Source organism: Rhizobacter sp. Root1221 (assembly GCF_001425785.1).
In the GTDB taxonomy this organism is placed as follows: domain Bacteria; phylum Pseudomonadota; class Gammaproteobacteria; order Burkholderiales; family Burkholderiaceae_C; genus Rhizobacter.
This window is the reverse complement of record NZ_LMDI01000004.1, coordinates 37,388-62,420: the sequence shown is the minus strand read 5'-3', so window position 1 is coordinate 62,420 and position 25,033 is coordinate 37,388. Positions and strand designations below refer to the sequence as shown.

Sequence of the window (25,033 nt, the reverse complement as noted above, 5' to 3'; positions counted from 1 at the left end):
CCCCGCGCGGCTGGCGCGGCGGCGGGGGCGCGAGTGGGTGAGAACGATCGGCCACGCGCGTCATCCGATGAGGAGCGGGCTGCTGGTGCGTGCGGCATCACGCGCGTCCGCTTGCACGGGCGCGTCGGGCCCGCTCCCGGCACTGCGGGGCACCCATTCGTTGTCGATTTCGTAGGTGCCGTCGGCATACAGTGTGATGCGGCTGGTGGCTGTGGGGGCGGCCTCCGGCGTCGGCGCCTGGAACTCGTAGGTGAGCACCACATGCAGCGCCGGCACCTGCGACGCGCCGGGCACCGGAGCGGCAGCGCTGCGCGCATGCAGTTGCACGTCGTCTTCGACCGTTCCGGTGACCCGCAAGCCCCAACCTGCCGCCACCTGGGCGGGGCCGGGCTCGGCGCCGACCGACTCGATCGACGTGCCGTTGTAGCGCCACCGCAGCATGGCATCGGCCGTCGTTCCGCCGACAGACGGCCAACCGGTCAGCGAGATCACGCTCGGCTGGAACGGCGCGTCGCTCGCCGGCACGACGTCGTTCGGATGCTTGCGACCAGCCCATTGCGGAAGTTGCCACGCCACGCCACCGCTGTCGCAGGCCCGCTGCGTCACAGCGGCACCACCGATCGTTGCGATCGCGGCGGCATCGAGCGCATGCGCACGCGACGGCATCGCGGCCGCTGTCTTGCGGCCGGCAGCCATCGCATAACCTTGCGGCGCGGAGGCCGTGCCCGTGTTCGGTACACGGCCGCCCGTTCCGCCGGCGTGCAGGACCTGCGGTGTCGGCGGATTGCCAACGATCCGCAACTCGTACTCGTTCTGGAAATCCTCGTAGCGCATGATGTAGCGGCTTCCCGTCGCGTGCGTGCTTGCATAGCCACCGGGCGCGCCCGGCGTGCCAACGATGCGATCCAACGGGTCGGCGACACGCACGAAGTGCCGGTCGCCGTCGCTGTACATGCCGGTGATCACCACCGCGTGTCCGCTGGTCGCACCGCCCCCGGCGATCTTGCTGACCCACAGCGGACCGCTGTAGGTGAGCAGGTCGTAGAAACCATCCACCGAGTAGGACTGCGGCGGCTCGGCCTGCAGCCCGATCTCGCCCGCGAAGACGGCCCGGTCGTAAGGGCTGAGCCCGGCGACCGTCGGACGCGCGCAGATCTCCCCCACCGTGTCGGGCGTCAGGCTGACTTGGTCGCGCCAGCCGATGACCATTGCCGCAGCCGCGGCCCAGCAACTGAAGTCGGTGGGCTGCGGAATCAGCTCGACGTCGTCCCAGTTGATGCTGCGCGTCGTGGCTTGCGCTTTCGCGATCACGCTGCCGGTGCGGCGCACCGCGCTCATCGGCTGCGCCAGGGCCGTCGGGTCGAGCAGGTTGAGCAAGGCGTCGAGCGCCTTCGGCGCGAGGCCCAGGTCAAGCGCCTCGCCGACGCGGCCGGCGAACGACCCACCGATGCGCTCGGCGCGCGTTCGCGTGTCGCCTGGCAGCGCGGTCGGGACGAACGCGGCATTGGCCGTATCCATGGACATGCCCCGGGCGACGTCGTAGTGCCCGAACTCTTCGCGCACGGCCGTCGGGTTGAAGCGCTCGCTGAACGGCTCGATGATCGTCGCCACGCCGCCGTTGTCGTTGACGAAGGCGACGACCTTCGACTGCATGCTTCTCCAGAGCTTGTCGGCCCCGAAGAAGATCGCCTCCTGGAACCCCATCGGCAGCAGGCTCGGGCGGTCGGCCGCGCGCGTGAAGAACACGGTCTTGCCCGGCTCGTTCGCGTACCCGAACATCCGATGCCCGCTGACCGGATGGTCGCCGGTTTCGGGCGTGTAGATGGTGCTGACCGAAAAGTACTGCGGCTTGACGTCACTGATCACGACGGCCGCGTTGTCCGGCCCCAGGATATTGAGCCGAAACACCGTGCCGAGCGGGTTCGCCGAGGCCAACCGCTGCGCATCCTGGTCGCTGAACGGTGTGAACTCCGTGTTGCGGGTGTCGATGTACTGGTTGATGTTGCGCATGAAATGCTGCAGCAACTTCGGACCATCCCAACCGCTGGGAAAACGCGTGATATCGACCTTGTAGAAATCGAGGTTGAGATCGCCCACGGCCGCGTCGATGGTCTGCAGCGAGAAGCCACGCGCGTTGATCTCGTTCACCACGGAAGCAGGCACGGTCCACTGGAAGATGTCCCGGAAATCTCCCGCATGGCGCCGCACCTTCTGCCGGTCTTCAAGACCGGCGACCATCGCTGACGCCGGTGTGCGCCGTGCCTGCGCGTTGGCCGAGAGTTCCAGCGCGAAGCCGACACCGATGCTGACCGCGCCGCCCAGACCGTTGCCCGCGCCGTCCAGCCACGCCTCGGCGCCGACGACGATCTCATCGCCGAGGCTCTTCGAAACCACCTTGCCCAGACTGGCGAAGCCCTCGATGCCCCCCACGTTGTAACCCAGCTTCATCTTGGCCTGCAGCGCGAGCTTCAGCGAGGACACGACCTCGGCCAACGAACTCACGTCATCGCTGATCTCGCTCGTACCGAACAGCGCCACCTGGCCATCCGGAGCGAACACGACGCCCAGGCCTCCGCCGAAAAGTGGTGTGTCAAACGCGGGGCCGATCGACAGCGTCACGCCCGCCTCGCGTGCCAGCTTCGGGATCAGGGCGAGGAAGGCGTTGACGGGCAGCAGCAGTCCTGAGACTCCAAAGGTCGCCTGCCAGGCCGTGATGAACGTGCTGCTGCCATCCCCGAGCCGGCTGATCACGGGCGGATCGACGGCATGGCCCAGCTCGCCGACCACCTGTTCGACCTTGCTGCGCACCCAGGCGAGTGCGTCGCCCGGGGTCATTCCGCTCGACAGCGTGATCCCCATCTGCGGCGTCGACCTGCGCGCCGCGGTGGCGCCTCGGTAGGCCGACTCGCGCGCCGGAATGGCCGGCATGGGCCCGAACCCGTCGTCGTACGCGCCACCGGACGCAGCCGGCGTGGTGCCGGCGGGCGCACCGTTGACGGCACCGGTCCGGCCGATCGGCGCGGGCTCGCCGGCCGGGCGCGCGCTTTCGCTGCCGGGACGCGGTGTGTCACCGATCCATTCGAGCCTGGGCGCCACCCCATGCCGTCCATTGCCGAAGTTGCGCCGCAGCGAGCGCCCGGTGAAGCCCCGCAGCGAGACATACGGGCTGCCCTCGCGCGGCAGGGCGTCGATCTTCAGGCCGCCGTTGCCGCTGCGCCCGGTGGCCAGGCCGAAGTACAGCTTGTCGCTGCCGACGAAGCGCGACAGCACCTCAGGCGCGACGACGAACACCCCGTCACCGCGCGGCACCATCAGTGTTCCGTTCTCGCGGCTCGTGTAGAAGTTGCCCGCATGGCGCCGGGCCTTGTTCTGCACATCGAACAGCGCGATGTCGTTGGCGAGCACGACTTCCGCTTCGACGTTCGGTTCGTCGACTCGGATCGAGAAGCCGAGCATCGGAAACCGGTCGCTCACTTCCATGCGATTGGGACGGATCTGTGCAGTCATGGGTCACTTTCCTTTGCGGGCGCGGGGCGGTTTGACGGCGTTGTCGGAGATCGGCGCGCGACGGCTGCCGGCATCGGGATCGGCCGCTCGATCGCGTTCCCGCAACGCACGCGCGCGCTCCTCGAAATCGCCGAGAGAGCTCAGCAGGATGTCGAACGGGTTGTCCTGCGGGCCGATCGGTGCGATCTCGCCATGCTGGCTTTCGTGTTCCTCGACGGCGCGAGCGAGCAGGTCGGACAGCATCTTGGCCACCGGCGGGGCCGTCGCGATGCGCGTGTGAATCGCAACGCGGCCATCGCTCTCGCTCGAGCCGGGGTGATACTGGCCGAGGTCCATCAGGAACTCGAACGGGTTGTGCCCGACCTCGAAGTAGTTGACGTACAGCGCTGGCGTCGACAGGTCCGCGCTGGCGGACACCTTGTCGATCCTGGCAAAACCACGTTTCGTCTGAGTCATGGACGTGCACTCTCCGTTGGTGCTCTGCCAGTGCAGAACTCGTGCCATGCCCAACGGCATGTTTCCACGGGGGAGCGTCACGTCGACATGCCGCAGATGGGTGTCACATGAGCGCACGGGGCGCGTCACAGCGTGACACCTCCGGCACGTTCAGGGGGTCATGTCGGGATGTCCGCTGCGCGTGACCTGGTACTTCGTGATCTTGCGGTAGAGCGTCATGCGTGACCATTGCAGCGCCTTGGCCGCTTCTGCTTTGTTCCAGTCGGTTTTATGCAGCGCAGCGATGAGGCGTGTGCGTTCGTCCTCACCCGGCCGCGCATACGACGCCGGCAGCTTGGCGAAGGCCGCCGGGATGTCGCGCAGACCGATCGTGCCGGGGGGCGGGTCGATGAAAACGGCCTCGACGAAGTTCCTGACCTCCCGGACGTTGCCGGGCCACCGGTAGTTGAGCAACACCTCCATCAGTTCGGCGCTCGGCGCAGTCACGTTCGTGCCCTGGCGCCGGTTGAACGCCTGGATGAAGTGGTCGAGGTAGACCGAGATGTCCTGCGGCCGCTCGCACAGGTCGGGAATCGCGATCCGTGCGACGTTGAGCCGGTAGTAGAGGTCGCTTCGAAACTCCCCCCGCTCGACCTGCGCTTCGACCGAACGGTTGGTGGCGGCGATCAGGCGAAAGTCGACCTTGATCGGATGCGACGCACCGATCGGTTGAACCTCGTGTTCTTCCAGCACACGCAGAAGTTTCGATTGGCACAGCGGAGACAGTTCGCCGACCTCATCCAGGAACAGGACGCCGCCATCGGCGAGCGCGGCCTTGCCTCGCTGTGCATGGTGAGCGCCGGTGAAGCTGCCGCGCTCGAACCCGAACAGTTCCGACTCGAACAGCGAATCGGGAATGGCCGCGCAGTTGATGGCGACGAAGGGATGGTTCGCTCGCGGGCTCAGCTGATGAAGAATTCGGGCGAACTGCTCCTTGCCCGTTCCGGTCGAGCCTGAGATCAACACGGGCGCGTCGCTGCGCGCGATCTTGGGCGTGAGCGCGCGCAGATGCACGATGGCTTCACTGGTCCCCAGCAACTCGCGCGCAGAATCCGTCACGTCCGCCCCCCAAAGCCGCGGGCGCTGATCAGTTCGACGACTGCTGCCACTTCGCGCGCGAAGGAGCGAATCTACGCCGTACGCGCGGCAATGGCGAATCGGCGCCTACATCAAGTTGAGGAAGGGGCGCCCGGGCTCCATCGGGAACACCATGCCGCCCTGCGGCAGCGGCGGGACGCCGGCCGGATGCATCGGCCCGGCACACCTCCTGACGGACCATCGCGGCCGGTCCAGGGGCCAGGTGCAGCCCTGCCGGGCGAATAGCGCACGCCGTTCGACGCCGGATCGAACTCCCGCACCGGCGGTGCTGCCCGCGCCTGCCGCGCCTGCCGTCCCGTGCTGAATTGAAGCAACGCCACCCGCATCGCGAACGTCCCTCTTGCTCATCTCATGAAATGCGGCCTCAGGGGAAACACCGAACCCCGGGCCTGCTGACCGCATGGCCGACACCCTCGGGAAAGCACCGAGTCTCTCCTCGACAGACACGCGCCGCACGCGGTGCAAACCGGTGGATCCGGACGGTGTCGGCACGGGCGTTGCGATTCAAAGGCCACAGAGCCTACAAGCCGACCCATTTCGACAACCCCTGAGGAGAGAACGTGATTTACCGCCCCTCGATGCTCGCCGCCGCAGCCGCACTCGCGCTGAGTCCCTCCGCGCAGGCCTTCAACATTGACACGCCGGACCCCGACCTGAAGGTACGGTTCGACCTGACGCCCAAGTACAGCATGGGCTATCGCCTGAAGAACCCTTCCGGCGCGTTGACGGACTTCAATCCTGCCGCCGATCCCGGCACGATCAACGAAGACGACGGCAACCGGAATTTCCGCCGGGGCCTGATCTCCAACCGGCTCGACCTGCTGAGCGAGTTCGACGTGTCGACACCGAACTTCGGTGGGCGCATCAGCGCCAACGCGTTCTACGACCGCGTCTACATGCGCCCCAACGACAACGCCGGCGCGCAGGTGGTGGGCGCGCCCGCCGGGACGACCGTGTCCACGGCCAACACCGAGCAAGGGGGTGCAGCCAACCAGTTCCTGCCGGCCACGCGGCGCCAGCATGGGCGCAACACCGAGATCCTGGACGCATTCGTCTTCGTCAAGGGCGACGTGGGCGACATGAAGGGCACGTTGCGCGTGGGCAAGCAGGCCTTGCAGTGGGGCGAGAGCCTCTTCTTCGGCCAGAACGGCATCGCCAATGCGCAAGGTCCGGTGGACGTCGCCAAGATCCTGTCGGTGCCGGGTTGGCAATTCAAGGAAGTGCTGCTGCCCGTGGAGCAGGTGTCGGGCTCGCTGCAGATCGCGCCGGGCCTGTCGGCTGGCGCGTACTACCAGTTGAAATGGCGGCCCAGCAAGATCCCCGGTGTCGGCAGCTACTTCTCCAACCAGGACTACGTGGGCACCGGCTCGGTCAACTTCGGCAACGACGCGTCCGGCAATCCCATCGTGCTCTACGCCGATCGCAGCAAGAACCTCGAGCCCAAGAACTCGGGCCAGGGCGGCCTGCAGATGCGATGGAGCCCCGTGGGCAGCGACTACGAGTTCGGCCTCTACGCCGCGCGCTACCACGACAAGACACCCGCCGTTCCCGTGTTCGATTTCGTCAACGGCAACACGCACCTGGCCTACGCGCAGAACATCAAGACCCTGGGTGCGAGCGTGACCTCCTCGGTCGGCCAGTTGAACTGGGCGATGGAAACCTCGGTGCGCTGGAACGCGCCGCTGGCCAACGACCCCGCCGTGCTGGGCCTGGGCCCGGTGCTGGCCTGCGACAACTCCGACGCCAACCCCTGCTATGCCGTGGGGCGCACCGCCCACGTCAACCTCTCCGGCATCTACGTGCTGCAGCCCAATGACTTGTGGCAGGGCGGCGCGCTGGTGGGCGAGCTGGCCTGGAACCGCACGCTCAAGGTCACCAAGGACATCTTCGCCGTGGACGGCCAGAACGTGGGGATCGGCGGCCTGGACCCCAACACCACCAAGAGCGCCTGGGCCGCCCGCATGATCTTCGAACCCCAGTACTTCCAGGTGCTGCCGGGCGTGGACCTGTCGGTGCCCATCAGCCTGGGCTACAACTTCGGCGGCCGCTCCTCGGCCATCTTCAACTACGCCGGCGGCGCCTCGAAGGCGGGCGACTACAGCATCGGTCTCAAGGCCAAGTTGCAGAACGCCTGGAACGTCGCCATGGCCTACACCGACTACTTCGGCAAGGCCGAGACCTTCACCGAAACCCTGGTCACCGGGTCCGGCAACCCGCGTCAGCTCACCTATGGCCAGTCGCTCAAGGACCGAGCCTTCGTGACCATGAGCGTGTCCCGCACTTTCTGATTTTCCTGGAGCACTTCCCATGATCCGCAAACACCTTCTGGCCACGTTGATGGCCGCGGCGGCAGCACCCGCCTTCGCCGCCGTCTCCGCCGACGAGGCGGCCAAGCTCAAGACGACGCTCACGCCGCTGGGTGCCGAAAAAGCCGCCAACAAGGACGGCAGCATCCCGGCCTGGACCGGGGGGCTGACCAAGGCCCCGGCAGGCTACAAGAGCGGCGACCCGCGCCCGGACCCGTTCCCCGACGAGAAGCCGCTGCTCTCGATCAACGCCAAGAACATGGACCAGCACGCCGACAAGCTGACCGACGGCGTCAAGGCGCTGATGAAGAAGTACCCCGACTTCGCCATCAACGTGTACCCCACGCACCGCAGTGCGGCGGCGCCGCAATGGGTGTACGACAACACCTTCAAGAACGCCACGCGCGCCAAGCTCGCCGATGGCGGCCATGGCACGGAGAACGCCTACGGCGGCACGCCCTTCCCGCTGCCGAAGGACGGCTACGAAGTGTTCCAGAACCATCGCCTCGCGTGGACCGGCACCTACATCCAGGCCCCGGTGCGCGTCTGGGTGGTGACGGGAGACGGCGCGCGCATGATGGCCTCGGGTGGCACGCAAAGTTTCCGCAAGCAGTACTACGACCCCGAGGGCAGCCTGGAGAAATTCGACGGCTACTACCAGCTCGGCAAGTTCGTCGTCAGTGAACCGGGCTCGAAGGCCGGCGAAGCCATCCTCGCGCACGACAACCTCAACGGCACCAACCCGCGCGGCCTGTGGCAATACCTGGTGGGCCAGCGCCGCGTGCGCAAGGCCCCTTCGGTCGCCTACGACACGCCGGATTCGGTGACCTCGGGCATCGGCCTGTTCGACGAGGCCTTCAACCTGTTCGGCCCCATCGACAAGCACGAGCTCAAGCTGGTCGGCAAGAAAGAGATCTACATCCCCTACAACAACAACAAGGCTGCCAGCGCGAAGGTGGCCGACCTGGTGAAGCCGAAGACGCTGAACCCCGCGCTCGTGCGCTGGGAACTGCACCGGGTGTGGGAAGTGGAGGCAACGCTGGCTGCGGGCAAGCGCCACGTGGTGCCCAAGCGCAAGTACTACATCGACGAAGACAGCTGGCAGATCATCCTGTTCGACGGCTGGGACGCCAAGGGCGAACTCTGGCGCACCAACTACACGCTGACGCTGGTGGCGCCGGACATTCCGGCGGTGGTCGGCAACATGGTGTGGGGCGGCTACGACCTTCAGACCGGGGCCTACTACCTGAACATGGCATCGAACGAGCTGCCCGGGCAATACAAGCCGGTGGCGCCGATCTCGCGGTCCTTCTTCAGCCCTGAAGAACTGGCCAACGAGGGCACGCGCTGATGGGCACCGCCCTCTCCGGGAAGAGCAGGGTCGTCCGCCGGGTCGTGGCGGCTTGCCTGTGGAGCCTGGGCGGCCTGGCGGCGGCACAACCGTCGCCAGTGCCCGAGGCGAAGACGCCTCGCGTGCTGACCGAACCCGCCGTGCGGAGTCCCAAGGCCCTGGGTGCCGCCACGCTGGCGGTGGCCCGCGCGGGACAACGCCTGGTGGCGGTGGGCGAGCGCGGGACCGTGCTGCTGTCCGACGACGCCGGCGCCACCTGGCGGCAAGCCCAGGTGCCCGTGCAGGCCACCTTGACGGCAGTGCAGTTCATCAACCAGCGCACCGGCTGGGCGGGCGGCCACCTGGGCGTGATCCTGCGCAGCGACGACGCGGGCGAAACCTGGGTCAAGCAACTCGACGGCGTGAAGGCGGCAGAAGCCGTCGCCGCGGCGGCCAAGGGCAACACGGATGAACGCGCGCAACGCACGGCGCGCCGCTTCGTCGAGGAAGGCCCCGACAAACCTTTCTTCGACATCCACTTCAGCGACGAGCAGCACGGTGTCGCGGTAGGCGCCTACAACCTGGCGTTCACCACCCGCGACGGCGGCCGGACCTGGACTCCCTCGCTGCACAACCTGCCCAACCCGAAGAACCTGCACCTCTACGGCGTTCGCCTGGTCGGCAGCAACGTCTACATCGCCGGCGAACAAGGCCTGCTGCTGAAATCCGAGGATGGCGGCGCGAGCTTCCGCACGCTGCCGTCGCCCTACAAGGGCAGCTTCTTCGGCCTGCTGGCCGCGCGCTCCGGAACGCTGTTTGCCTACGGCCTGCGCGGCACCGTCGTGCGCTCGGTGGACCAGGGCGCCAGTTGGGAGAAGCTGGAAACGGGTGTGCCGGTGTCGATCAGCGCGGCGGTCGAGCTCGACCGTGCCGAACTCGTGCTGCTGAGCCAGACCGGTGACCTGCTGACCAGCCGCGACGACGGCCTCAGTTTCAGCAAGTCCGCACCCGTGGGCGGGCCGCTGCCGGCCGCCGGCCTGGCGCCCGCCGATGGGCAGCACCTGGTGCTCGCCAGCCTGCGCGGCATGCGCCGCCAAACCAACCCGTGATGCCCCACCAGCGCACGAACGCACGCAAGACCGACCTCCACCATGCACGCCGATACCTCCCTTGACGACCAACCGGTCGTCGCCCGACTCGAAGATTTCGACACCGGCTCCGGCTCGCTGATCGAGCGGGCGTTCTTCAACCACCGCGCCTGGGTGATGGGCCTGTGCCTGTTGCTGACCCTGTTGCTGGGCTGGCAAGCCACCGCGCTTCGCCTGAACGCCAGCTTCGAGAAGACCATCCCGACACAGCACCCGTACATCGCCAACTACCTGGCCAACAAGGGCAACCTGGCCGGCCAGGGCAACGCGATGCGCATCGTGGTCGAGACCACCGGGGCTTCGATCTTCGACAAGGCCTACCTCGACGCACTGCAGAAACTCAACGACGAGATCTTCCTCCTGTCCGGGGTGGACCGGCCGTTCATGAAATCCTTGTGGACCTCGAACACCCGCTGGGTGGCCGTGACCGAGGACGGCCTGGACGGCAACACCGTGATGGGCGACAGCTACGACGGCTCGCCCGCTTCTCTCGCCGAGGTGCGGGCGAACGTGGAACGTTCGGGCGAGATCGGCCAACTGGTGGCGGGCGATTTCAAGTCCAGCATCATCTTCGTGCCGCTGCTCGACAAGGACCCGCGCACCGGCGCGGCCCTGGACTACGGCGACCTCTCGCGCAAGATCGAAGGCCTGCGCGCCCGATACGAGAGCGATGCCCTGCGCATCCACGTCGTCGGCTTCGCCAAGGTGGCGGGGGACCTCATCGAGGGCCTGCAGCAGGTGCTGCAGTTCTTCGGCCTGGCGTTGCTGATCTGCGCAGCCGTGCTCTACGGCTACACCCGCTGCGCGCGCAGCACCACGCTGGTGGTGGCGTGTTCGCTGGTCGCCGTGGTCTGGCAGTTCGGCCTGCTGGCCCTGCTTCGCTACGAACTCGACCCGTACTCGGTGCTGGTGCCCTTCCTGGTGTTTGCCATCGGCATGAGCCACGGCGCGCAGAAGATGAACGGCATCATGCAGGACATCGGCCGGGGCACGCACAAGGTGGTGGCCGCGCGCTACACGTTCCGCCGCCTGATCGTCGCCGGCGCCACCGCGCTGCTGTGCGACGCGGTGGGGTTCGCCGTGCTGTCCATCATCCAGATCCAGGTCATCCAGGACCTGGCGGCGATCGCCAGCATCGGCGTGGCCGTGCTGATCTTCACCAACCTGGTGTTGCTGCCGGTCCTGCTGTCCTGTGTCGGCGTCAGCCCCCGGGCTGCGCGGCGCAGCCTCCAGCTGGAGACCGGAGACGCCACCGGGCCCGACCTGCAGGCGCATGCCCAGCCGCAACGCACCTCGTGGATGTGGCACCAGCTCGACCGTTTCACCCGGCGCGGCCCGGCGCTGGCGGCCATCGCCGTCAGCGTGGTGCTGGCCGTGGTGGGGTATGCGATCAGCCTGCACCTGAAGATCGGCGACCTCGACCCCGGTGCGCCCGAACTGCGCGCCGACTCGCGCTACAACCGCGACAACGACTACCTGGCACGCCACTACACGGCCAGCAGCGACATCCTGACGGTGATGGTCGCCACGCCCGAAGACCAGTGCACCCGCTACGACACCCTGGCCAAGCTCGACCGCCTGGCCTGGCAGCTGGAGCAACTGCCCGGGGTCGAATCCACCAACTCGCTGGCGCAACTCTCCAAGCTGGCCATGGTGGGCTACAACGAGGGCAACCTGAAGTGGTTCGAACTCTTTCCCAATGCCGCGGCACTGGGCGGCGTACAGACCCGCGCCCCTCGCGAGCTGTTCAACCAGTCCTGCTCCTTCCTGTCCCTCTACGTCTACCTCAAGGACCACAAGGCGGAAACGCTGACGCGGGTGGTGGACGAGGTGGAGCGATTCATCGCGGCCCATCCCGCCGACGGCGAACGCTTCATGCTGGCCGCGGGTTCGGCCGGCATCGACGCCGCCACCAACATCGTGGTGGGCAAGGCCATGCGCGAGATGCTGCTGTGGGTCTACGGCGCGGTGGTGCTGCTGTGCTGGATCACCTTCCGGTCATGGCGTGCCGTGGTCTGCGCGGTGCTGCCGCTCGTGCTCACCTCCATCCTGTGCGAGGCGCTGATGGTTGGCCTGGGCATGGGCGTGAAGGTTGCCACGCTGCCGGTGATCGCCCTGGGCGTGGGCATCGGCGTGGACTACGCCCTCTATGTGCTCTCGGTCATGCTGGCGCAGCTTCGGGCCGGCCAGACCTTGTCGGCCGCCTACCTGCGCGCACTGCAGTTCACCGGCCGCGTGGTAATGCTGACCGGCATCACGCTGGCGCTGGCCGTGGGCACCTGGGCCTTCTCGCCCATCAAGTTCCAGGCCGACATGGGCATCCTGCTCGCCTTCATGTTCGTCTGGAACATGGTCGGCGCACTCGTGCTGCTGCCGGCGCTCGCGCACTTCCTCCTGAAGACCTCGCCCCAGGCCCGCGCGAAGGCCCACCTCGTCACCACCACCCACACGGAGCCTCTCCATGCTGAACAACCAACTTGAAGTCCTGATGCAGCAGGCACGTGCCGCCGGCATGCCCGACCTCTGCGACCTGCCACCTCTGGCGGCCCGTGGGCTCTATCGCCAGATCGTGGCTTCCCCCGACGCGCCGCTCGCCGGCGTGGAAACCCGCGACCTGCGCATCCCCGGGCCTGCCGGCCTGGACATCACAGTGGGCCTGCGGATCCACACCCCGCGCGGTACCGGCCCCTACCCCACGGTGGTCTACTACCACGGCGGCGGTTATGTGGTGGGCGATCCGGAGGCTTACGACGGTGTTTGCCGCCAGCTCTGCGTGGACGCGCAAGCCGTTGTCGTCGCCGTGAGCTACCGCCTCGCGCCCGAACACCCCTACCCCGCCGCCGTGGAAGACGCCTGGGCGGCACTGCAATGGGTGGCCAGCCCCGTTGGCGCGCAAGCCCTGGGCCCCGCCACCGACACGCAACGGCTGGCCGTGGCCGGCGACAGCGCCGGCGCCAACCTGGCCACGGTCATGACCCTGTTGGCGAGGGAGGCGGGCGCGCCGCGCATCGTGTGCCAGTCCCTGGTCTATCCGCCCGCGGCGGGCGGCCACGACGGCGACTTCCCTTCGCGCACCACCCATGCCGCCGGCCCCACGCTGACGCGGCGCACGATGGACTACTTCGGCCGCCATTACTTCGGACCGTCCGGCGTGGCGCCAGACTTCCGAGGCGCCCCGCTGCAGGCCGCGAGCCTTGCGGGCCTGCCCCCCACCCTGCTCATGCTCGCATCGCACGACCCCTTGCGCGACGAGGCGCTTGCCTATGGGCACGCGCTGTCGGCCGCCGGCAATGCAGTGAACATCGTCGAGTACCACGGGCTGGCACACGGGTTCATCACCATGGCCGGCACCGTGGACGCCGCGCGCACCGCGGTGCGCCATCTTGCCGACCAGCTCAAGGCGGCGCTGGCGTAAAGCCTCATGGGAGGCCCGAAGGTCATGCGGGCCCCTCAGGCCGGGGCCGGCGCCGGGAGCGTGAACAGGCGATCGTAGTCGTCGTGCACCACACGGGCCGAGTAGTGGGCCTCGAACAGCACGAGGCTCGCGGCCGACTGGGCGGCGTTCACCTCCGGGTCCAGCAGGCGCCGGCACTGCGCGCCGAACTGGTCGATGTCGTTCTCGACGATCAGGCCGTTGCGGCCGTCGGTGGTGATGCCTTCGGCCCCGTAGTCGGTGGCCACCACCGGCACGCCCATGCGCAACGCGTCGATCACCTTGATCTTCACCCCGGAGCCGAACAGCAGCGGCGCGATCATGCCCGTGCAGCCGGCCAGCAGCGGTTCGAGGTCGTCGACGAACCCGGCGAGTTCGATGTGGTCCGGGTACTTCGCGGCGAGCAGCTGCAGCCGGGCCCCCGCGTGCCGGCCGGCCACCACGAGGCGCACGTCGGGGATCTGCTTGAGCAGGGCCTCGAAGCGCATCTGGATGAACAGCTCGAGCGAAACGGCGTTGTGCGGCAGGTTGAGCGAACCGAGGAACACGAACACCGGCCGGCCGGTCCAGCGCCGCGGGCTGCGGGCGGATGTCGCCTTCAGGAACGGGCGCAGCGTGAACACGTGTTCGAAACGGGTGCGGTGGCGCAGCCGCTGCACCTCGTGGTCGCTGACCAGCAGCGCGAGGTCGAAGCCCACCGGCTGGGTGTTCTCCGACTTCGTGATGAGCCGCCGCTCGCGCCGCAGCAGCCAGCGCTGCATGCCGGGGAACGCGCGGTACAGCGACAGCAATGCCTTCGGGATGTGTTCGACGAAGTTTCCTAGCGCGTCGATGGTGACGCCGGGGAACCGCGCGAGGGTGGCGAGGATGCGCTCGTAGCGCACCGAAAAGAGGTCGTCGAGGTACAGCACCGCGCGGAACGACGACGTCCCGGGCAGGTGCCGGTGGTATTGGCCGGCGCGCAGCGTGTCGTAGATGACCAGCTTGGGTTCGTACTCGGCGATGGCCTCGGCGATCTGGCGCTGCGCCTCGGGCGCCCAGAACAGCGCCTCCTGCATGCTCTTGTCGCGCCGCACGCCGGTGTGCCACGCCAGGTTCCAGAACTTGCGCCACCGCGACGGCCTCGACAGGCGCGGGAAGCCGGTGTCGAGCGCGGGCGGCAGGATGTCGAACGACAGCACGCGGAAGTCGGCAGCGGCCCGTTCGGCCGCGAACCAGTCGCACAGGCCGCCGAGCATCACCCGCTTGCCCACGTTTTTCGGGTACGGCGCGACGGTGGTGATCAACAGGGTGCGTGACATGGGCGATTCGGGTTCGTGATCCGCCCTTATAGCAAACGGTGTTCCCGCACCCGTGATCCGGCGCGCCTGACGATCCCCGCAGCGTCAGATGTCATCTCGCCCTCTACCGGCGGGCCGAGCAACGCGAGGCGTCCGAGTGCAGCGCGTTCTCAGGCGACATGACCCATCTGCGAGTCAGCGCGCGCGCCGGTAGTGCATGGCGACCGCGCCGCTGCGGAGCGGCTTCGCCGAGATCAACTCGAGCCGTCGCGTGCTGGGCAGCCCGCTCTCGTACAGGGTCGGGCCGTGGCCGGCAATCCTGGGGTGGACGAGCAACTTGTACTCGTCGATCAGGTCCAGCCGATCCAGCTCGGTCGCGAGCTTGCCGCTACCGAGGAGCACGCCGTTCGGGGTCGCGTCCTTGAGCTTCTGTACGCCCGTGCCCAGGTTGCCGGCGATGTGGTGGCTGTTGGTCCAGGGGAAGTCCTTTCGCGTCGAGGACACCACGTACTTCGGCTTAGCCTCCAGCTTGGCCGCCCACTCGCGCAACGCCGGCGGTGCCTCCGTGTCGCCGCGGGCGACCGCTGGCCAGTAGCTCTCCATCATCTCGTAGGTGACGCGGCCCCACAGCATCGCCCCGCCCTCGTCCATGAGGCGGGTGAAGAAGGCGTGTGTCTCGTCGTCGGCGATTCCTTCCTGGTGGTCGACGCAGCCGTCCAGGGTGACGTTGATACTGAAGGTCAAGAGTCCCATGGTGTCCTCCGTTCGAGATACGCGACGAGCTGCTCGCCGTCTGGCGCCAGTGGCACGGGTCCAACTCGCGAGGTGCTCACCCTGTGTCGCCAACGTTTGACATGAGCGGCGGCACAAAGCCGAAGGCCTTGGGACGTCCGCTCGACCAATGGGTTAGGCTGCAACGACATATGCGCCCCTGAGTGGCGGAGTCGCCTCCGTTACCGCCAGTGCTATTGCAGAGGCGATCTTCTGTCCGCCGAGTGACGACGGCTCGATTGGATTTGCGTAGTCGCTCCGCTGAGAGCAGATTCGTCGAAGATCTATGACCTTTAGCCCGTGCTCGGCTGCGACCCGGATGATCACATCGTTGAACGCACAAAGTGCAACGGCAACGCAGGCTTGGTAGCTGGGCTCGGCAAAGTTGCCGTGGTATACGGTGCAGGTAACGACCGGCAGATCAACTTTCAAACACTGCCCCAACATCCTTCGATAGCTGACCTCGAAATCATCTGCTGCCTTGCTGAGAAGCAGCAGCGCTTCGCCGCTAGTCGCGACCGGAGCCTGCAGGACATCAGCTCGAAGAAGCGCATTGTTCCCGCCAACGCTCAGCACAAGGTGGCTGGCATCCTCTGGCAATGCGGCAAGCTGCGCATCGATGTCTTCCGTAGTTGACCCGTCAACGGCTCGCAGGCTGGCCGACCAGCCTTGGGGCAAAGAAGAAGTCACCTGCTGAATGACGGAGGGACCGCCTGATGTGTAGGCGCCGTTGTCAAAGACTGAATCACCAATAAGAACTAGATGTGGCATTGGTTGCTGCCTAACGTTTGACATGAGCTGCATGACCCGGCTTGCCGGCGCATGTCAGCTCGATGGTAGGGTCACGGGTGCTGAATGATCTGCATGACGTTCAACGTTGATAGCCAGCAGGCCATTCGGGCTCGACTGAGGCCTGAATGATGCGCACGGCCTTTAGATCGTTGAACTCCAGGATTGCGCACAGCTCTGCGTGACAGCTGAGACATTCGGCATAGCAAGCCTCTTCGATGAGCGGGCGATGGGCGGGATCGCAGCCTTCTTGCCAGCTCAAGTACCTTGGATCAGTTGGGGGCCACCAAGCCAGAGATTCGTTCAGTCGATAGGTTCTGCCGGAGAAGCGGCCCTGCCCATTACCTTGAAAGCTCGCGGCGACATGAGTCTGCGCGCGCAGCATTGCCGACGTTCTGCAGGCGGGGCAGATGCACGGCGCTTCGATCCAGTTGAATGCGCTCATCGGAGGTTTGGTCGCCTGATGTTCGAGATGAGCGGCGGCGTGTGGAAATGGGCGAAGCCCGCTGGAGCACGTCCGCTCGATGGAAGGGTCAGGCGGTGCCTCCGCCGGCTGGCGGGAGTTCATTTTCATCTTCGATGGTGTAGCCATAGAAGGTTGCTCCGACGAACCTTGCCCCATTCATTGCTGCCCCGTCGAGGTCGATCGATTCGATAGCAGCAAGTTTGAACGACGCGCCGGTCAGATCGGAATTTCGGAAGCTCGCGCATTTGACGTTGCACTCGCGGAAGCTGGTTCCTTGCATACTCGCGCCCTCGAAGTTGCTGTTGAAGAACCAGGACAGGCTTTCGAAGGACGCGCCATCCAAGTTGACACCGGAGAGGTCGGCGTCGCTGAGGTCGGTGCCTGGGAAGTGGCGCTCACCGCCTTCATAGCGCTGCACCAATTCCTCGCGGCTCTCTGGCGGTGTGTAGGCGTTGGATCGCTTGGACATGGGCACAAGACCTTCCCGAAGGCCTAACGTATGACATGATCGGCGGCACAAAGCCGAAGACATTGGGACGTCAGCTCAATGGATGGATTAGGCCGCATGTTTCGACATCTCACCGTGATCGTCTTAGCTTTCATCGGCGACCTATCGTTCGGCAAGCCGATGGCTTGTGTAGCACTCGCCGCTCTTGTCATCGCGCTTGCCTACTGGTCGGCGCTACCGACGGAGCTTCCGTTGTGGCCTGCCCATCTTGTCCTTGCCGTGGCCGCCGTGGTTGGTTTCGTGTGGCAAGATCGCTCCAGATTGTAGTGCGCGCGGTCATGCTCTTCACGCGACCAAGTCACGTTAGGCCTGCGCGAACTTCATGCGGAGGCTCATGCGCTCGCCTGAGATCGCTTCTGTAGTTTGGTTGTTGGCAAGCTCGTGTAGGCTGTCCGTCCTTCGGAGGTCAGCGGGCGGCCGCGGTAACACGAAGCACGTGCGGACGCTCTCGGCCTAACCCATCCATCGAGCGAACGTCTTGCCAACCGCTTCGCGAAGCCATCTTGTCTGGAACCCACATCAACTGCGCACTTCGATGCCGACGCTGAATACCCGCAGTCTTGTAGTCACGGTTGGGGCCTGGGTGCTGATCGCATGGGCTGTCGTCGGAATTGCGACCGGACACCTGTATCTCGTGCCCGGCCGCGGCATGGTTCATTTCGGCGGAATGTCCGCGCTTCTTGCGTCGCTCGGAATTTTGGTGGCCGGGCTCGCGCTGTCCCTGACCCTCTTTCCTCTATCGCTGCGCAGTTCATCAATCGTGCGCCATCTGCCGATGGTCGCCCTGGTACTCCTGATTCTCGCCGTGGTAGCAAAGGCAACTGCGCCGAGCTTTGCGCTTCTGCAAAACGGGGGCACCTCTGTCTCGGAGGCCTCTCTGCAACGAGTACTTGCCAAGCCTCGCCTCGCCGCTTGGGCGAACTCTCTGCACCCCAACATTTCGTCGTGGCTGCTGGCCTCTTGTCTTGCGTTGCTCCCAGTCGCAGCGCTTTTGCGAATGATGGGAGCAACGAAGGAGTCGGCAGCGAACCATCCACGACTCGCCGCGCTCTTCCTCCTCGTGTTCGGCTCGCCCTTCCTGGCGTGGTTCTCCGCGGAGCTCTTGGCCTATGTGTTCTCCGAGCTCCCTGCCGATCTATTGGGCACTAAGCACGAATTTTCCGCTCAGGCCTCTCTCTCCCTGTCCATGCTCATCGTTGTCAGCGCGATGTGGGGCATTGCAGTGCTTACGGCGGTCGTCCTACTGTTCCGAGCGCTTGGCGGAAACGTGCAGTGGTCAGGAAATTGCCGCTCCTCCTAACCCTTCCTTCAAGCGGACCCGGCCTCCGGCAGGCCGCTTAAGTCGAACATTGGCATGAGCACATTCACGATCACGATGTTCGCCGCGATCCTGCTCGATGGAAGCTCCGCTCAACTCGACCTTTCTTCACTGGTCCGGATGCGCTCTTGGAATCCCGAGGGACGAGGCCATCTTCACGGGAGAACCTCGGAAAGGTGTGTACCGCGTCCTCCGAGGGAAGACATAGCCATCGCTGCGCGTGCTACCGGGCAATCTTGCGCTCGACGCTTGTAACCACGCCTGCCCGCAAAGTGATGATCGTGAGGGTCTGCGGATCTCGTGAATGCGGGAAGTAGGTCCATGTCTTCTCTTCAGGTCGGCCCTTCACGTCCTGGATGAATGCCTCATGGTCGGGCGTTCCGATCTTGAAGAGGACTTCTCCTTCGGCCATGCCGAGACTGATGAAGCTGCGATCCCGGGCATCGACTGCCAGCGCAAACACAGGTGCGGCTGAAAGCACCGTTGCGACGAGGAACTTCACGATTGACATTCGTTTTCTCCTTCAATGCATCCGCGTGATGATACGAAGGTGGCCCGTAGACCTGCGTTCTGCGGATGCCACGTGGCGATCAGTTCCTGCTCAGTGCCGTCCAACGTTTGACATGAGCGGCGGCGCAAAGCCGAAGGCTTTGGGACGTCCGCTCGATGGATGGGTTAGGCATCGGGTTGCTGGCGCTCCGAGGCGCAAGAGAGATTTTGCGTGATGTTTTCAGGGATGCGCTTTCCCATGCTGACACGTTTCTCTACCGTGTAGCCCAGTGATTCGTAGAAACCGCCCACGCTTTCATTGCCGCTCATGATCTGAAGATTGATCTTCATGCAACCCCGCATGGTCAACGCCTGTTCCGCGTGGCGGACCAGAGCTGAGCCGAGGCCTCTCTGTCGATGTGAAGGATGCACAGCCACGGAGTACAGCCAGCCGCGATGTCCGTCGTATCCGGCGATGATGGTGCCGACGATCTCTCCTTCAAGAAGGGCAACGAAGAACAGATCGTCATCGGCCTCCAACTTCTTGTCGATAGCAAGGCTCGGCGTGTTGTGCGCCGCTTCGTAGCCGAAGACCGTTTCCCAGAGATGAACGACTTGGAGCCTGTGAGCTTCGTTCGAGTATGACGTGATTGAGTGCATAGAGAGATGAGGAGAGAGACGCCTAACGTTTGACTTGAGCGGCGCCGTAACGCGTCCGCTCGAAGGAATGGTTAGACAGCAATGCAGCTCTACTTCGTCGGAAGGAATTTCTGCAAACATGGAAGGGCTAGGCGATGTGGCTTCGAAGGGCTGCATAGGCTCAACTTGGCGGCAAGTGACAGGCAGCACAGAGCTTGTTTCCATCGGGATCTCTGAAGTAAGCGCCATAGTAGTGCTCATGGTATTCGGGTCTCAGGCCAGGCGGACCTTCTGAGGTGCCGCCGTTGGCGAGCGCTGCGGCGTAGACGTTGTCGACAACAGCCCGACTCTCTGCGAGAAATGCGACCATTTGACCGTTACCACTCTCATGCGAGCGTTCATCGTATGGCTTGCCAATGAGGAACAGTGGCCTGGGATCGGGTGCCGATTGCCAACCGGCCCAAGGCCGCTCCGGATCGCAGAAGCGAGGCTTGATGCCGAGTGCCGCCATCACGGGGTTGTAGAACTCAAGAGCGCGATTGAAGTCGGTGACGCCGACGAAGATGTGTGAGAACACGACCTGCTTTCGAGGTGAGCGGCGGCTTGACGACCGCGAGGCGGTTGGCAAGACACCCGCTCGATGGATGGGTCAGGCCGCATCTCCTTGCAGCCAAGATGCTCGAGTGGCCTGTTCAAGCTGCGATTGCTCGAACTCGAACCCGAAAGACACCGAGTGCCAGAACATGGCATTCTCGCCATACAGCTGACCACCGATAGAACCTTGGACGGCAACATGACCGCGGGATGAGACGGAGAGAACTTCTATGGCAAGCACCCCAGGAGACATGGAAGACAAGCCCGCTTTCCCACGAAGCGAGGCGTTCAGCGAAGCGAGCTCCTCCCTGAACCTCAGCAGGTCCTCCCCGTGAACCCATGCAGTTGCCTGCCCCGAGTACCCGTTGGACTGGATGCGGACAATGAGCCTTGCATCGCCGCAACTCTGAAGCGATGGATCATCCTCGACGGAACCGTCGACTTCGAGAAAGCAATCGTGATCTGAGAAACGCAGCCCTGAGTGCAGCCTAACCCGTGATGTGCCGATCGTCACCCCTTCTGCACCGCCTTGAGCCGATACGCCAGCTGCGCTCGCGTCAGCCCCAGCAGGCGCGCAGCGGCCGACAGTTTGCCATCGGCCTCCTGCACCGCCTCCTCCATGAGCTGCCGCTCGATCGCATCCAGCGAGACCCCGGGCTGGCCGGTTTCACGCAATCGCGCCAGCAACGACTGCGCCGCCGGTGCGTCCTCCTCGGCCGGGGATGACGCGGTGGCCAGCGTGCCGCCGGCACCGACGGACAGCAGCGCGGCATCGCGCAACTGTTCGCGCCGCAGCATGTGCGGTACGTCGATCACACCGCCGTCATCCGCGGTGATGACGCCGCGCTCCACCAGGTTCTGCAGTTCACGGATGTTGCCGGGGAACTCGTAGTTCAACAGCGCCTTCACCGCCCGCGGCGTGTAGCCGTGCACGGTGCGGCCATGGCGGCGGCAGTAGCGGTGCAGGAAGTAGTTCATCAGCAGGGGAATGTCTTCGCGCCGCTCGCGCAGCGGGGGCAGCGGAATGGGGAACACATCCAACCGGAAGTACAGGTCCTCGCGAAAGCGGCCGGCGCGCACTTCGGCCTGCAAGTCCACGTTCGTGGCGGCCACCACGCGCACGTCCACCTTCACCGTGCGCGAACCGCCCACGCGTTCGATCTCGCCTTCCTGCAGGGCGCGCAGCAGCTTGCCTTGGCCCACCAGGCTCAGCGTGCCGATCTCGTCGAGGAACAGCGTCCCGCCATCGGCCCGCTCGAAGCGCCCGGGCCGGGACACGGTGGCCCCCGTGAACGCCCCGCGCTCGACGCCGAAGAGTTCGGACTCGATCAGCGTGTCGGGGATGGCCGCGCAGTTGAGGGCCACGAAAGGCTTCTCCTTGCGCGGGCTGATGCGGTGGAGCATGGACGCGAACAGCTCCTTGCCCACGCCGGACTCGCCGGTGAAGAGCACCGTGGCCTGCGTGGGCGCCACGCGCGAGAGCATGTGGCAGGCCGACTTGAACGCCGAGGACACGCCCACCATCTCCTGCTCACCCGACTCGGCCAGCACGGCGCCGCCCAGCACGGCCCGGCTGGCAGCGGACGTGGCCGCGCCGACGAAGGCCTGGGTGCTCAGGAAGTCCTGGACGTTCAGGTAGCGCAGGTCCTCGCTGATGTCGCCCCAGGCGTCGGCGTTCTTGCCGATCACGCGGCACACCGCACTGCCCATGGAGCGGCACTCCACCTCGCGGAAGATCACCGGCTTGCCCAACATGCCCGTCACGTAGCCGCACGCATAGCCGATCTGGGACCAGCAGGCAGGCTCCGTTCCCAGGCCGTAGGCCCCGATGTGCTCGTCATCCTCGCTGGAGTGATGCCAGAGAAATTCGCCGTGATAGGTGCCCCGCGCCACGTCGAAATCGAACTCGAGGGGCTCCACCTTCACCACCCCCTCCAAGGCGTGCAGGCGGGTGCCCGCCATGAACGTGGAGATGGCATCGCCGTCGGGCCAGCGCTGGCGCACCAGTTCCGCATCCCGCGCGCCGGATTCATAGCCGGCACGTGTGAGCAAGCCGCGCGCGCGTTCCAATCCCAGGCTGTCGATCAGCTCGCGCCTCAGCGCGCCGAGCGAGCTGGTGTGCATCAGCACCATGCGCTGGTCGTTGAGCCAGATGCGTCCGTCGCCCGGTGAGAAGAACAGGCATTCGGTGAGGTCCGACATCAGCGGGTGCTGCCCGGAGTCGAGCGGCGATGGTTCGCCGCGCCGCATCATGGCGCCGGTGGCGCGTGATACCTCTGCGAGCGAGATGCGGGATGGCGACGGCTTCATCGTTGACGGCAGGACGAGTTGATCAACCCGGGGTCGCAGTGTGTCCGCGGATTGACCATTTCAGCAAGTCCACCCCGGGGAAACACCCAGGTCCTGCCAACGGGAGGCGGACCCGCGAGACCCTGGGAAAACACCGAGATCCCCTGCGACAGACGGCTTGTGCCGCGGCATCCGGCACGTGCGTTCGCCGAGACAGGCGCATGACTTGCGTTCCATGACACCGATTGGTCCTTTTTCACGATTTCCCCCAACTCCCGAGGAGACCTCATGGGTGCACCCGAATCCATCTCTTTGCTCGATCCGTCGGCCTGGCATGGCCGCCTCTATGACACCGGCCAGTGGCGCACCGCCCTGGGCGGCACACGCGAAGTGATGGAACCCGCCACCGGCACCTGCCTCACCATCGTGGGCGTGGCCGACGCGGTCGACATGCGCGAAGCCATCGGCCGCGCCAAGGACGCACAGGCGGCATGGGCCGCAACGGGACCGCGCGACCGCGCTGCCGTCTTCCACCGCGCCGCCGCCCTCTTCCAGCGGCACTTCGACGAACTGGCCTTGGCCATCGCCCGCGAAACCGGCGCCATCCTGGCCAAGGGCCAGCACGAGGTGCGCGAGGCGGTGACGCTGTGCCAGATCGCCGCCGCACTGCCGATGCAGGCCCAGGGCCAGGTGCTGCCCAGCGTGCCCGGACGCCTGTCGATCGCGCGGCGCGTGCCGCATGGCGTGGTGGGCGTGATCTCGCCCTTCAACTTCCCGCTGATCCTGGGCCTGCGTTCGGTCGCGCCCGCGCTGGCGCTGGGCAACGCCGTGGTGCTCAAGCCGGACACCCGGACCCCCGTCAGCGGGGGCTTCCTGATGGCCCGGGTGTTCGAGGAAGCCGGACTGCCCGCGGGCCTGCTGCAAGTGCTGCCGGGTGATGCCGAAGCCGGCGAGGCGCTCGTGACCGACGCACGCGTGCCGATGATCGCCTTCACCGGTTCGCCGGGCGTGGGCCGGCGCATCGGTGCCTTGGCCGGCCAGCACCTGAAGAAGGTGTCGCTGGAACTGGGCGGCGCGAACAATCTCATCATCCTCGAGGACGCCGACCCCGACCAGGCCGCCAGCGCCGCGGCCTTCGGCGCGTGGTTCCACCAGGGCCAGATCTGCATGGCGTCCAATCGCATCCTGGTGCACGCCGACATCGCCGAGGCGATCAAGACGCGGCTCGTCGGCAAGGCCCGGCACCTGCCCGTGGGCGACGGCGCGAGCGGCCAGGTGGCGCTCGGCCCGATGATCGACGCCAAGCAGCTGCAGCGCTTCGACAGCGTGGTGCGAGACACCGTCAAGGCGGGTGCCACCCTGGAGGCCGGGGGCACCTTCGAAGGCCTGTTCTACAAGCCCACCGTGCTCTCGGGCGTCAAACCCGGCATGCGCGCTTTCGATGACGAGCCTTTCGGCCCCGTGGTCAACCTGATCACGTTCCGCACCGACGACGAAGCCGTCGAACTGGCCAACACCGGCCAAGGCGGCCTGGCCGCGGCCGTGATCAGCCCCTCGATCGGCCGCGCGATGGCCATCGGGCAGCGCCTGCGTGCCGGCATGGTCCACATCAACGACCAGACCGTCAACGACGAATGCACCAACCCGTTCGGCGGTCCCGGCATCGGGGGCAATGGCGGCAGCGTGGGCGGCCCGGCCGACATCGACGAGTACACACAATGGCAGTGGCTCACCGTCAAGGACACGCCACCGGCCTTCCCGTTCTGACCCCGACGCCACCAGGAGACTTCCCATGACACTCGCCAACAAGACCATCGTCGTCACCGGCTGCTGCTCGGGCATCGGTTCTGACTTCGCCAAGCTCGCCCGCCTGCAAGGCGCCCGCGTGATCGGCGTGGACCGCAACGACCCCACGCTGACCCTGGACGGGTTCGTCAAGATCGACCTCGGCAACCCGGCCGCCATCGATGCCGCCATCGGCCAGCTGCCCGATCACATCGACGCAGTGGCCAACATCGCCGGCGTGCCCGGCACGGCACCCGTTGACCTGGTGGGCCAAGTCAACTACCTGGGCCTGCGCCACTTCACGCAGCGCATGCTGGAGCGCATGACGGCTGGCGGCGCCATCGTCAACGTCTCGTCCATCCTGGGGGCCGAATGGCCGGCGCGGCTGGAGCAGCACCGGGCACTGGGCGCCACCACGGGTTTTGCCGAAGGCGCGCAGTGGCTGCGCGACCACCCGGTGCCGCAGGAGACCTGCTACCAGTACTTCAAGGAAGCGCTGATCGTCTGGACCTTCACGCAATCGCAGAAGGTCTTCCTGGAGCGTGGGGTGCGCATGAACTGCGTCGCGCCCGGCCCCGTGTTCACGCCCATCCTGGGCGACTTCGTCGCCATGCTGGGCGAAGAACGCGTCCAGAAAGACGCGCACCGCATGAAGCGCCCGGCCTTCAGCGACGAGGTGGCGCCGGTGATCGCCTTCCTGTGCGACGACGCTTCGCGCTGGATCAGTGGCGTCAACCTCCCGGTGGATGGCGGGTTGGCGTCGACCTACCTGTGAGCAGGTGATCGCC

22 protein-coding genes are annotated in these 25,033 nt (G+C 66.0%); 9 read left to right on the top strand and 13 right to left on the bottom strand.

The genetic code is table 11. The features are described from left to right. Positions 1–60: 60 nt before the first annotated feature. From ASC87_RS04135 to ASC87_RS04125, 3 genes are all read right to left on the bottom strand, one after another. Positions 61–3,507 carry a papain-like cysteine protease family protein gene (locus ASC87_RS04135; protein WP_056657121.1) on the bottom strand — a complete coding sequence of 1,149 codons (3,447 nt, stop codon included), beginning with the start codon at positions 3,505–3,507 and terminating at the stop codon, positions 61–63. A gap of 3 nt (positions 3,508–3,510) precedes the next feature. Next, a complete protein-coding gene (locus ASC87_RS04130; protein WP_056657118.1) occupies positions 3,511–3,963 on the bottom strand; it encodes a DUF3467 domain-containing protein in 453 nt (150 codons plus the stop codon). A gap of 150 nt (positions 3,964–4,113) precedes the next feature. After that, complete coding sequence (locus tag ASC87_RS04125; RefSeq protein WP_082568381.1) at positions 4,114–5,061, bottom strand: sigma-54-dependent Fis family transcriptional regulator; 948 nt, start codon at positions 5,059–5,061, stop codon at positions 4,114–4,116. Between the two features lie 599 nt (positions 5,062–5,660). Between ASC87_RS04125 and ASC87_RS04120 the strand changes: the two genes are divergently transcribed. The 5 genes from ASC87_RS04120 to ASC87_RS04100 are packed head-to-tail and all read left to right on the top strand — an operon-like array spanning position 5,661 to position 13,299. Then, complete coding sequence (locus ASC87_RS04120) at positions 5,661–7,388, top strand: DUF1302 domain-containing protein (RefSeq protein WP_235582043.1); 1,728 nt, start codon at positions 5,661–5,663, stop codon at positions 7,386–7,388. A gap of 19 nt (positions 7,389–7,407) precedes the next feature. Continuing rightward, positions 7,408–8,757 (top strand): DUF1329 domain-containing protein, encoded by a 1,350-nt coding sequence (locus ASC87_RS04115; RefSeq protein ID WP_056657112.1) that lies wholly within the window; start codon positions 7,408–7,410, stop codon positions 8,755–8,757. Next, positions 8,757–9,845, top strand: a complete 1,089-nt coding sequence (locus ASC87_RS04110; RefSeq protein WP_082568380.1) for a YCF48-related protein — start codon at positions 8,757–8,759, stop codon at positions 9,843–9,845. The genes ASC87_RS04115 and ASC87_RS04110 overlap by 1 nt, the downstream gene beginning before the upstream one ends. Positions 9,846–9,887: 42 nt before the next feature. Beyond that, positions 9,888–12,365, top strand: a complete 2,478-nt coding sequence (locus tag ASC87_RS04105) for an RND family transporter (RefSeq protein WP_056657106.1) — start codon at positions 9,888–9,890, stop codon at positions 12,363–12,365. After that, the gene (locus ASC87_RS04100; protein ID WP_056657103.1) at positions 12,346–13,299 is read left to right on the top strand and encodes an alpha/beta hydrolase; all 954 of its coding nucleotides are present in this window, start codon (positions 12,346–12,348) and stop codon (positions 13,297–13,299) included. The genes ASC87_RS04105 and ASC87_RS04100 overlap by 20 nt, the downstream gene beginning before the upstream one ends. Positions 13,300–13,334: 35 nt before the next feature. Here ASC87_RS04100 and ASC87_RS04095 read toward each other — a convergent pair whose 3' ends face one another. From ASC87_RS04095 to ASC87_RS04080, 5 genes are all read right to left on the bottom strand, one after another. Then, positions 13,335–14,618: a glycosyltransferase family 4 protein gene (locus ASC87_RS04095; protein ID WP_056657099.1), complete on the bottom strand. Its 1,284-nt coding sequence runs from the start codon at positions 14,616–14,618 to the stop codon at positions 13,335–13,337. Positions 14,619–14,792: 174 nt separating this feature from the next. Then, positions 14,793–15,350: a dihydrofolate reductase family protein gene (locus ASC87_RS04090; RefSeq protein WP_056657096.1), complete on the bottom strand. Its 558-nt coding sequence runs from the start codon at positions 15,348–15,350 to the stop codon at positions 14,793–14,795. Between the two features lie 153 nt (positions 15,351–15,503). Beyond that, positions 15,504–16,139 (bottom strand): SGNH/GDSL hydrolase family protein, encoded by a 636-nt coding sequence (locus tag ASC87_RS30560; RefSeq protein WP_082568390.1) that lies wholly within the window; start codon positions 16,137–16,139, stop codon positions 15,504–15,506. Positions 16,140–16,239: 100 nt separating this feature from the next. Next, positions 16,240–16,602 (bottom strand): hypothetical protein, encoded by a 363-nt coding sequence (locus ASC87_RS31570; protein WP_157603835.1) that lies wholly within the window; start codon positions 16,600–16,602, stop codon positions 16,240–16,242. A gap of 88 nt (positions 16,603–16,690) precedes the next feature. After that, positions 16,691–17,092, bottom strand: coding sequence for a pentapeptide repeat-containing protein (locus ASC87_RS04080; RefSeq protein WP_056657090.1), 402 nt, complete (start codon positions 17,090–17,092; stop codon positions 16,691–16,693). A gap of 96 nt (positions 17,093–17,188) precedes the next feature. Between ASC87_RS04080 and ASC87_RS04075 the strand changes: the two genes are divergently transcribed. Together ASC87_RS04075 and ASC87_RS04070 are read left to right on the top strand one after the other, a co-directional pair. Then, positions 17,189–17,398 (top strand): hypothetical protein, encoded by a 210-nt coding sequence (locus ASC87_RS04075; RefSeq protein ID WP_056657087.1) that lies wholly within the window; start codon positions 17,189–17,191, stop codon positions 17,396–17,398. Between the two features lie 268 nt (positions 17,399–17,666). After that, positions 17,667–18,431 (top strand): hypothetical protein, encoded by a 765-nt coding sequence (locus ASC87_RS04070; RefSeq protein ID WP_056657084.1) that lies wholly within the window; start codon positions 17,667–17,669, stop codon positions 18,429–18,431. Between the two features lie 241 nt (positions 18,432–18,672). Here the strand turns inward: ASC87_RS04070 and ASC87_RS04065 are convergent, their stop codons facing one another. The 5 genes from ASC87_RS04065 to ASC87_RS04055 all read right to left on the bottom strand — a co-directional run bounded on the left by ASC87_RS04065 (position 18,673) and on the right by ASC87_RS04055 (position 22,481). After that, positions 18,673–18,960 (bottom strand): hypothetical protein, encoded by a 288-nt coding sequence (locus ASC87_RS04065; RefSeq protein ID WP_056657081.1) that lies wholly within the window; start codon positions 18,958–18,960, stop codon positions 18,673–18,675. A gap of 164 nt (positions 18,961–19,124) precedes the next feature. Next, positions 19,125–19,598 (bottom strand): GNAT family acetyltransferase, encoded by a 474-nt coding sequence (locus ASC87_RS04060; RefSeq protein WP_056657078.1) that lies wholly within the window; start codon positions 19,596–19,598, stop codon positions 19,125–19,127. Between the two features lie 160 nt (positions 19,599–19,758). Continuing rightward, positions 19,759–20,154 (bottom strand): VOC family protein, encoded by a 396-nt coding sequence (locus ASC87_RS30555; protein ID WP_082568379.1) that lies wholly within the window; start codon positions 20,152–20,154, stop codon positions 19,759–19,761. 72 nt (positions 20,155–20,226) lie between these two features. After that, on the bottom strand, positions 20,227–20,685 hold the full coding sequence (locus tag ASC87_RS32670; RefSeq protein ID WP_200954302.1) for a hypothetical protein: 459 nt from the start codon (positions 20,683–20,685) through the stop codon (positions 20,227–20,229). Then, the gene (locus tag ASC87_RS04055; protein ID WP_056657075.1) at positions 20,682–22,481 is read right to left on the bottom strand and encodes a sigma-54-dependent Fis family transcriptional regulator; all 1,800 of its coding nucleotides are present in this window, start codon (positions 22,479–22,481) and stop codon (positions 20,682–20,684) included. The genes ASC87_RS32670 and ASC87_RS04055 overlap by 4 nt, the downstream gene beginning before the upstream one ends. A 267-nt stretch (positions 22,482–22,748) precedes the next feature. Here ASC87_RS04055 and ASC87_RS04050 point away from each other — a divergent pair, with 267 nt between their 5' ends. Together ASC87_RS04050 and ASC87_RS04045 are read left to right on the top strand one after the other, a co-directional pair. Next, a complete protein-coding gene (locus ASC87_RS04050) occupies positions 22,749–24,227 on the top strand; it encodes a benzaldehyde dehydrogenase (protein ID WP_056657072.1) in 1,479 nt (492 codons plus the stop codon). A gap of 25 nt (positions 24,228–24,252) precedes the next feature. Then, complete coding sequence (locus ASC87_RS04045) at positions 24,253–25,020, top strand: coniferyl-alcohol dehydrogenase (protein ID WP_056657069.1); 768 nt, start codon at positions 24,253–24,255, stop codon at positions 25,018–25,020. Positions 25,021–25,033: the final 13 nt, after the last annotated feature.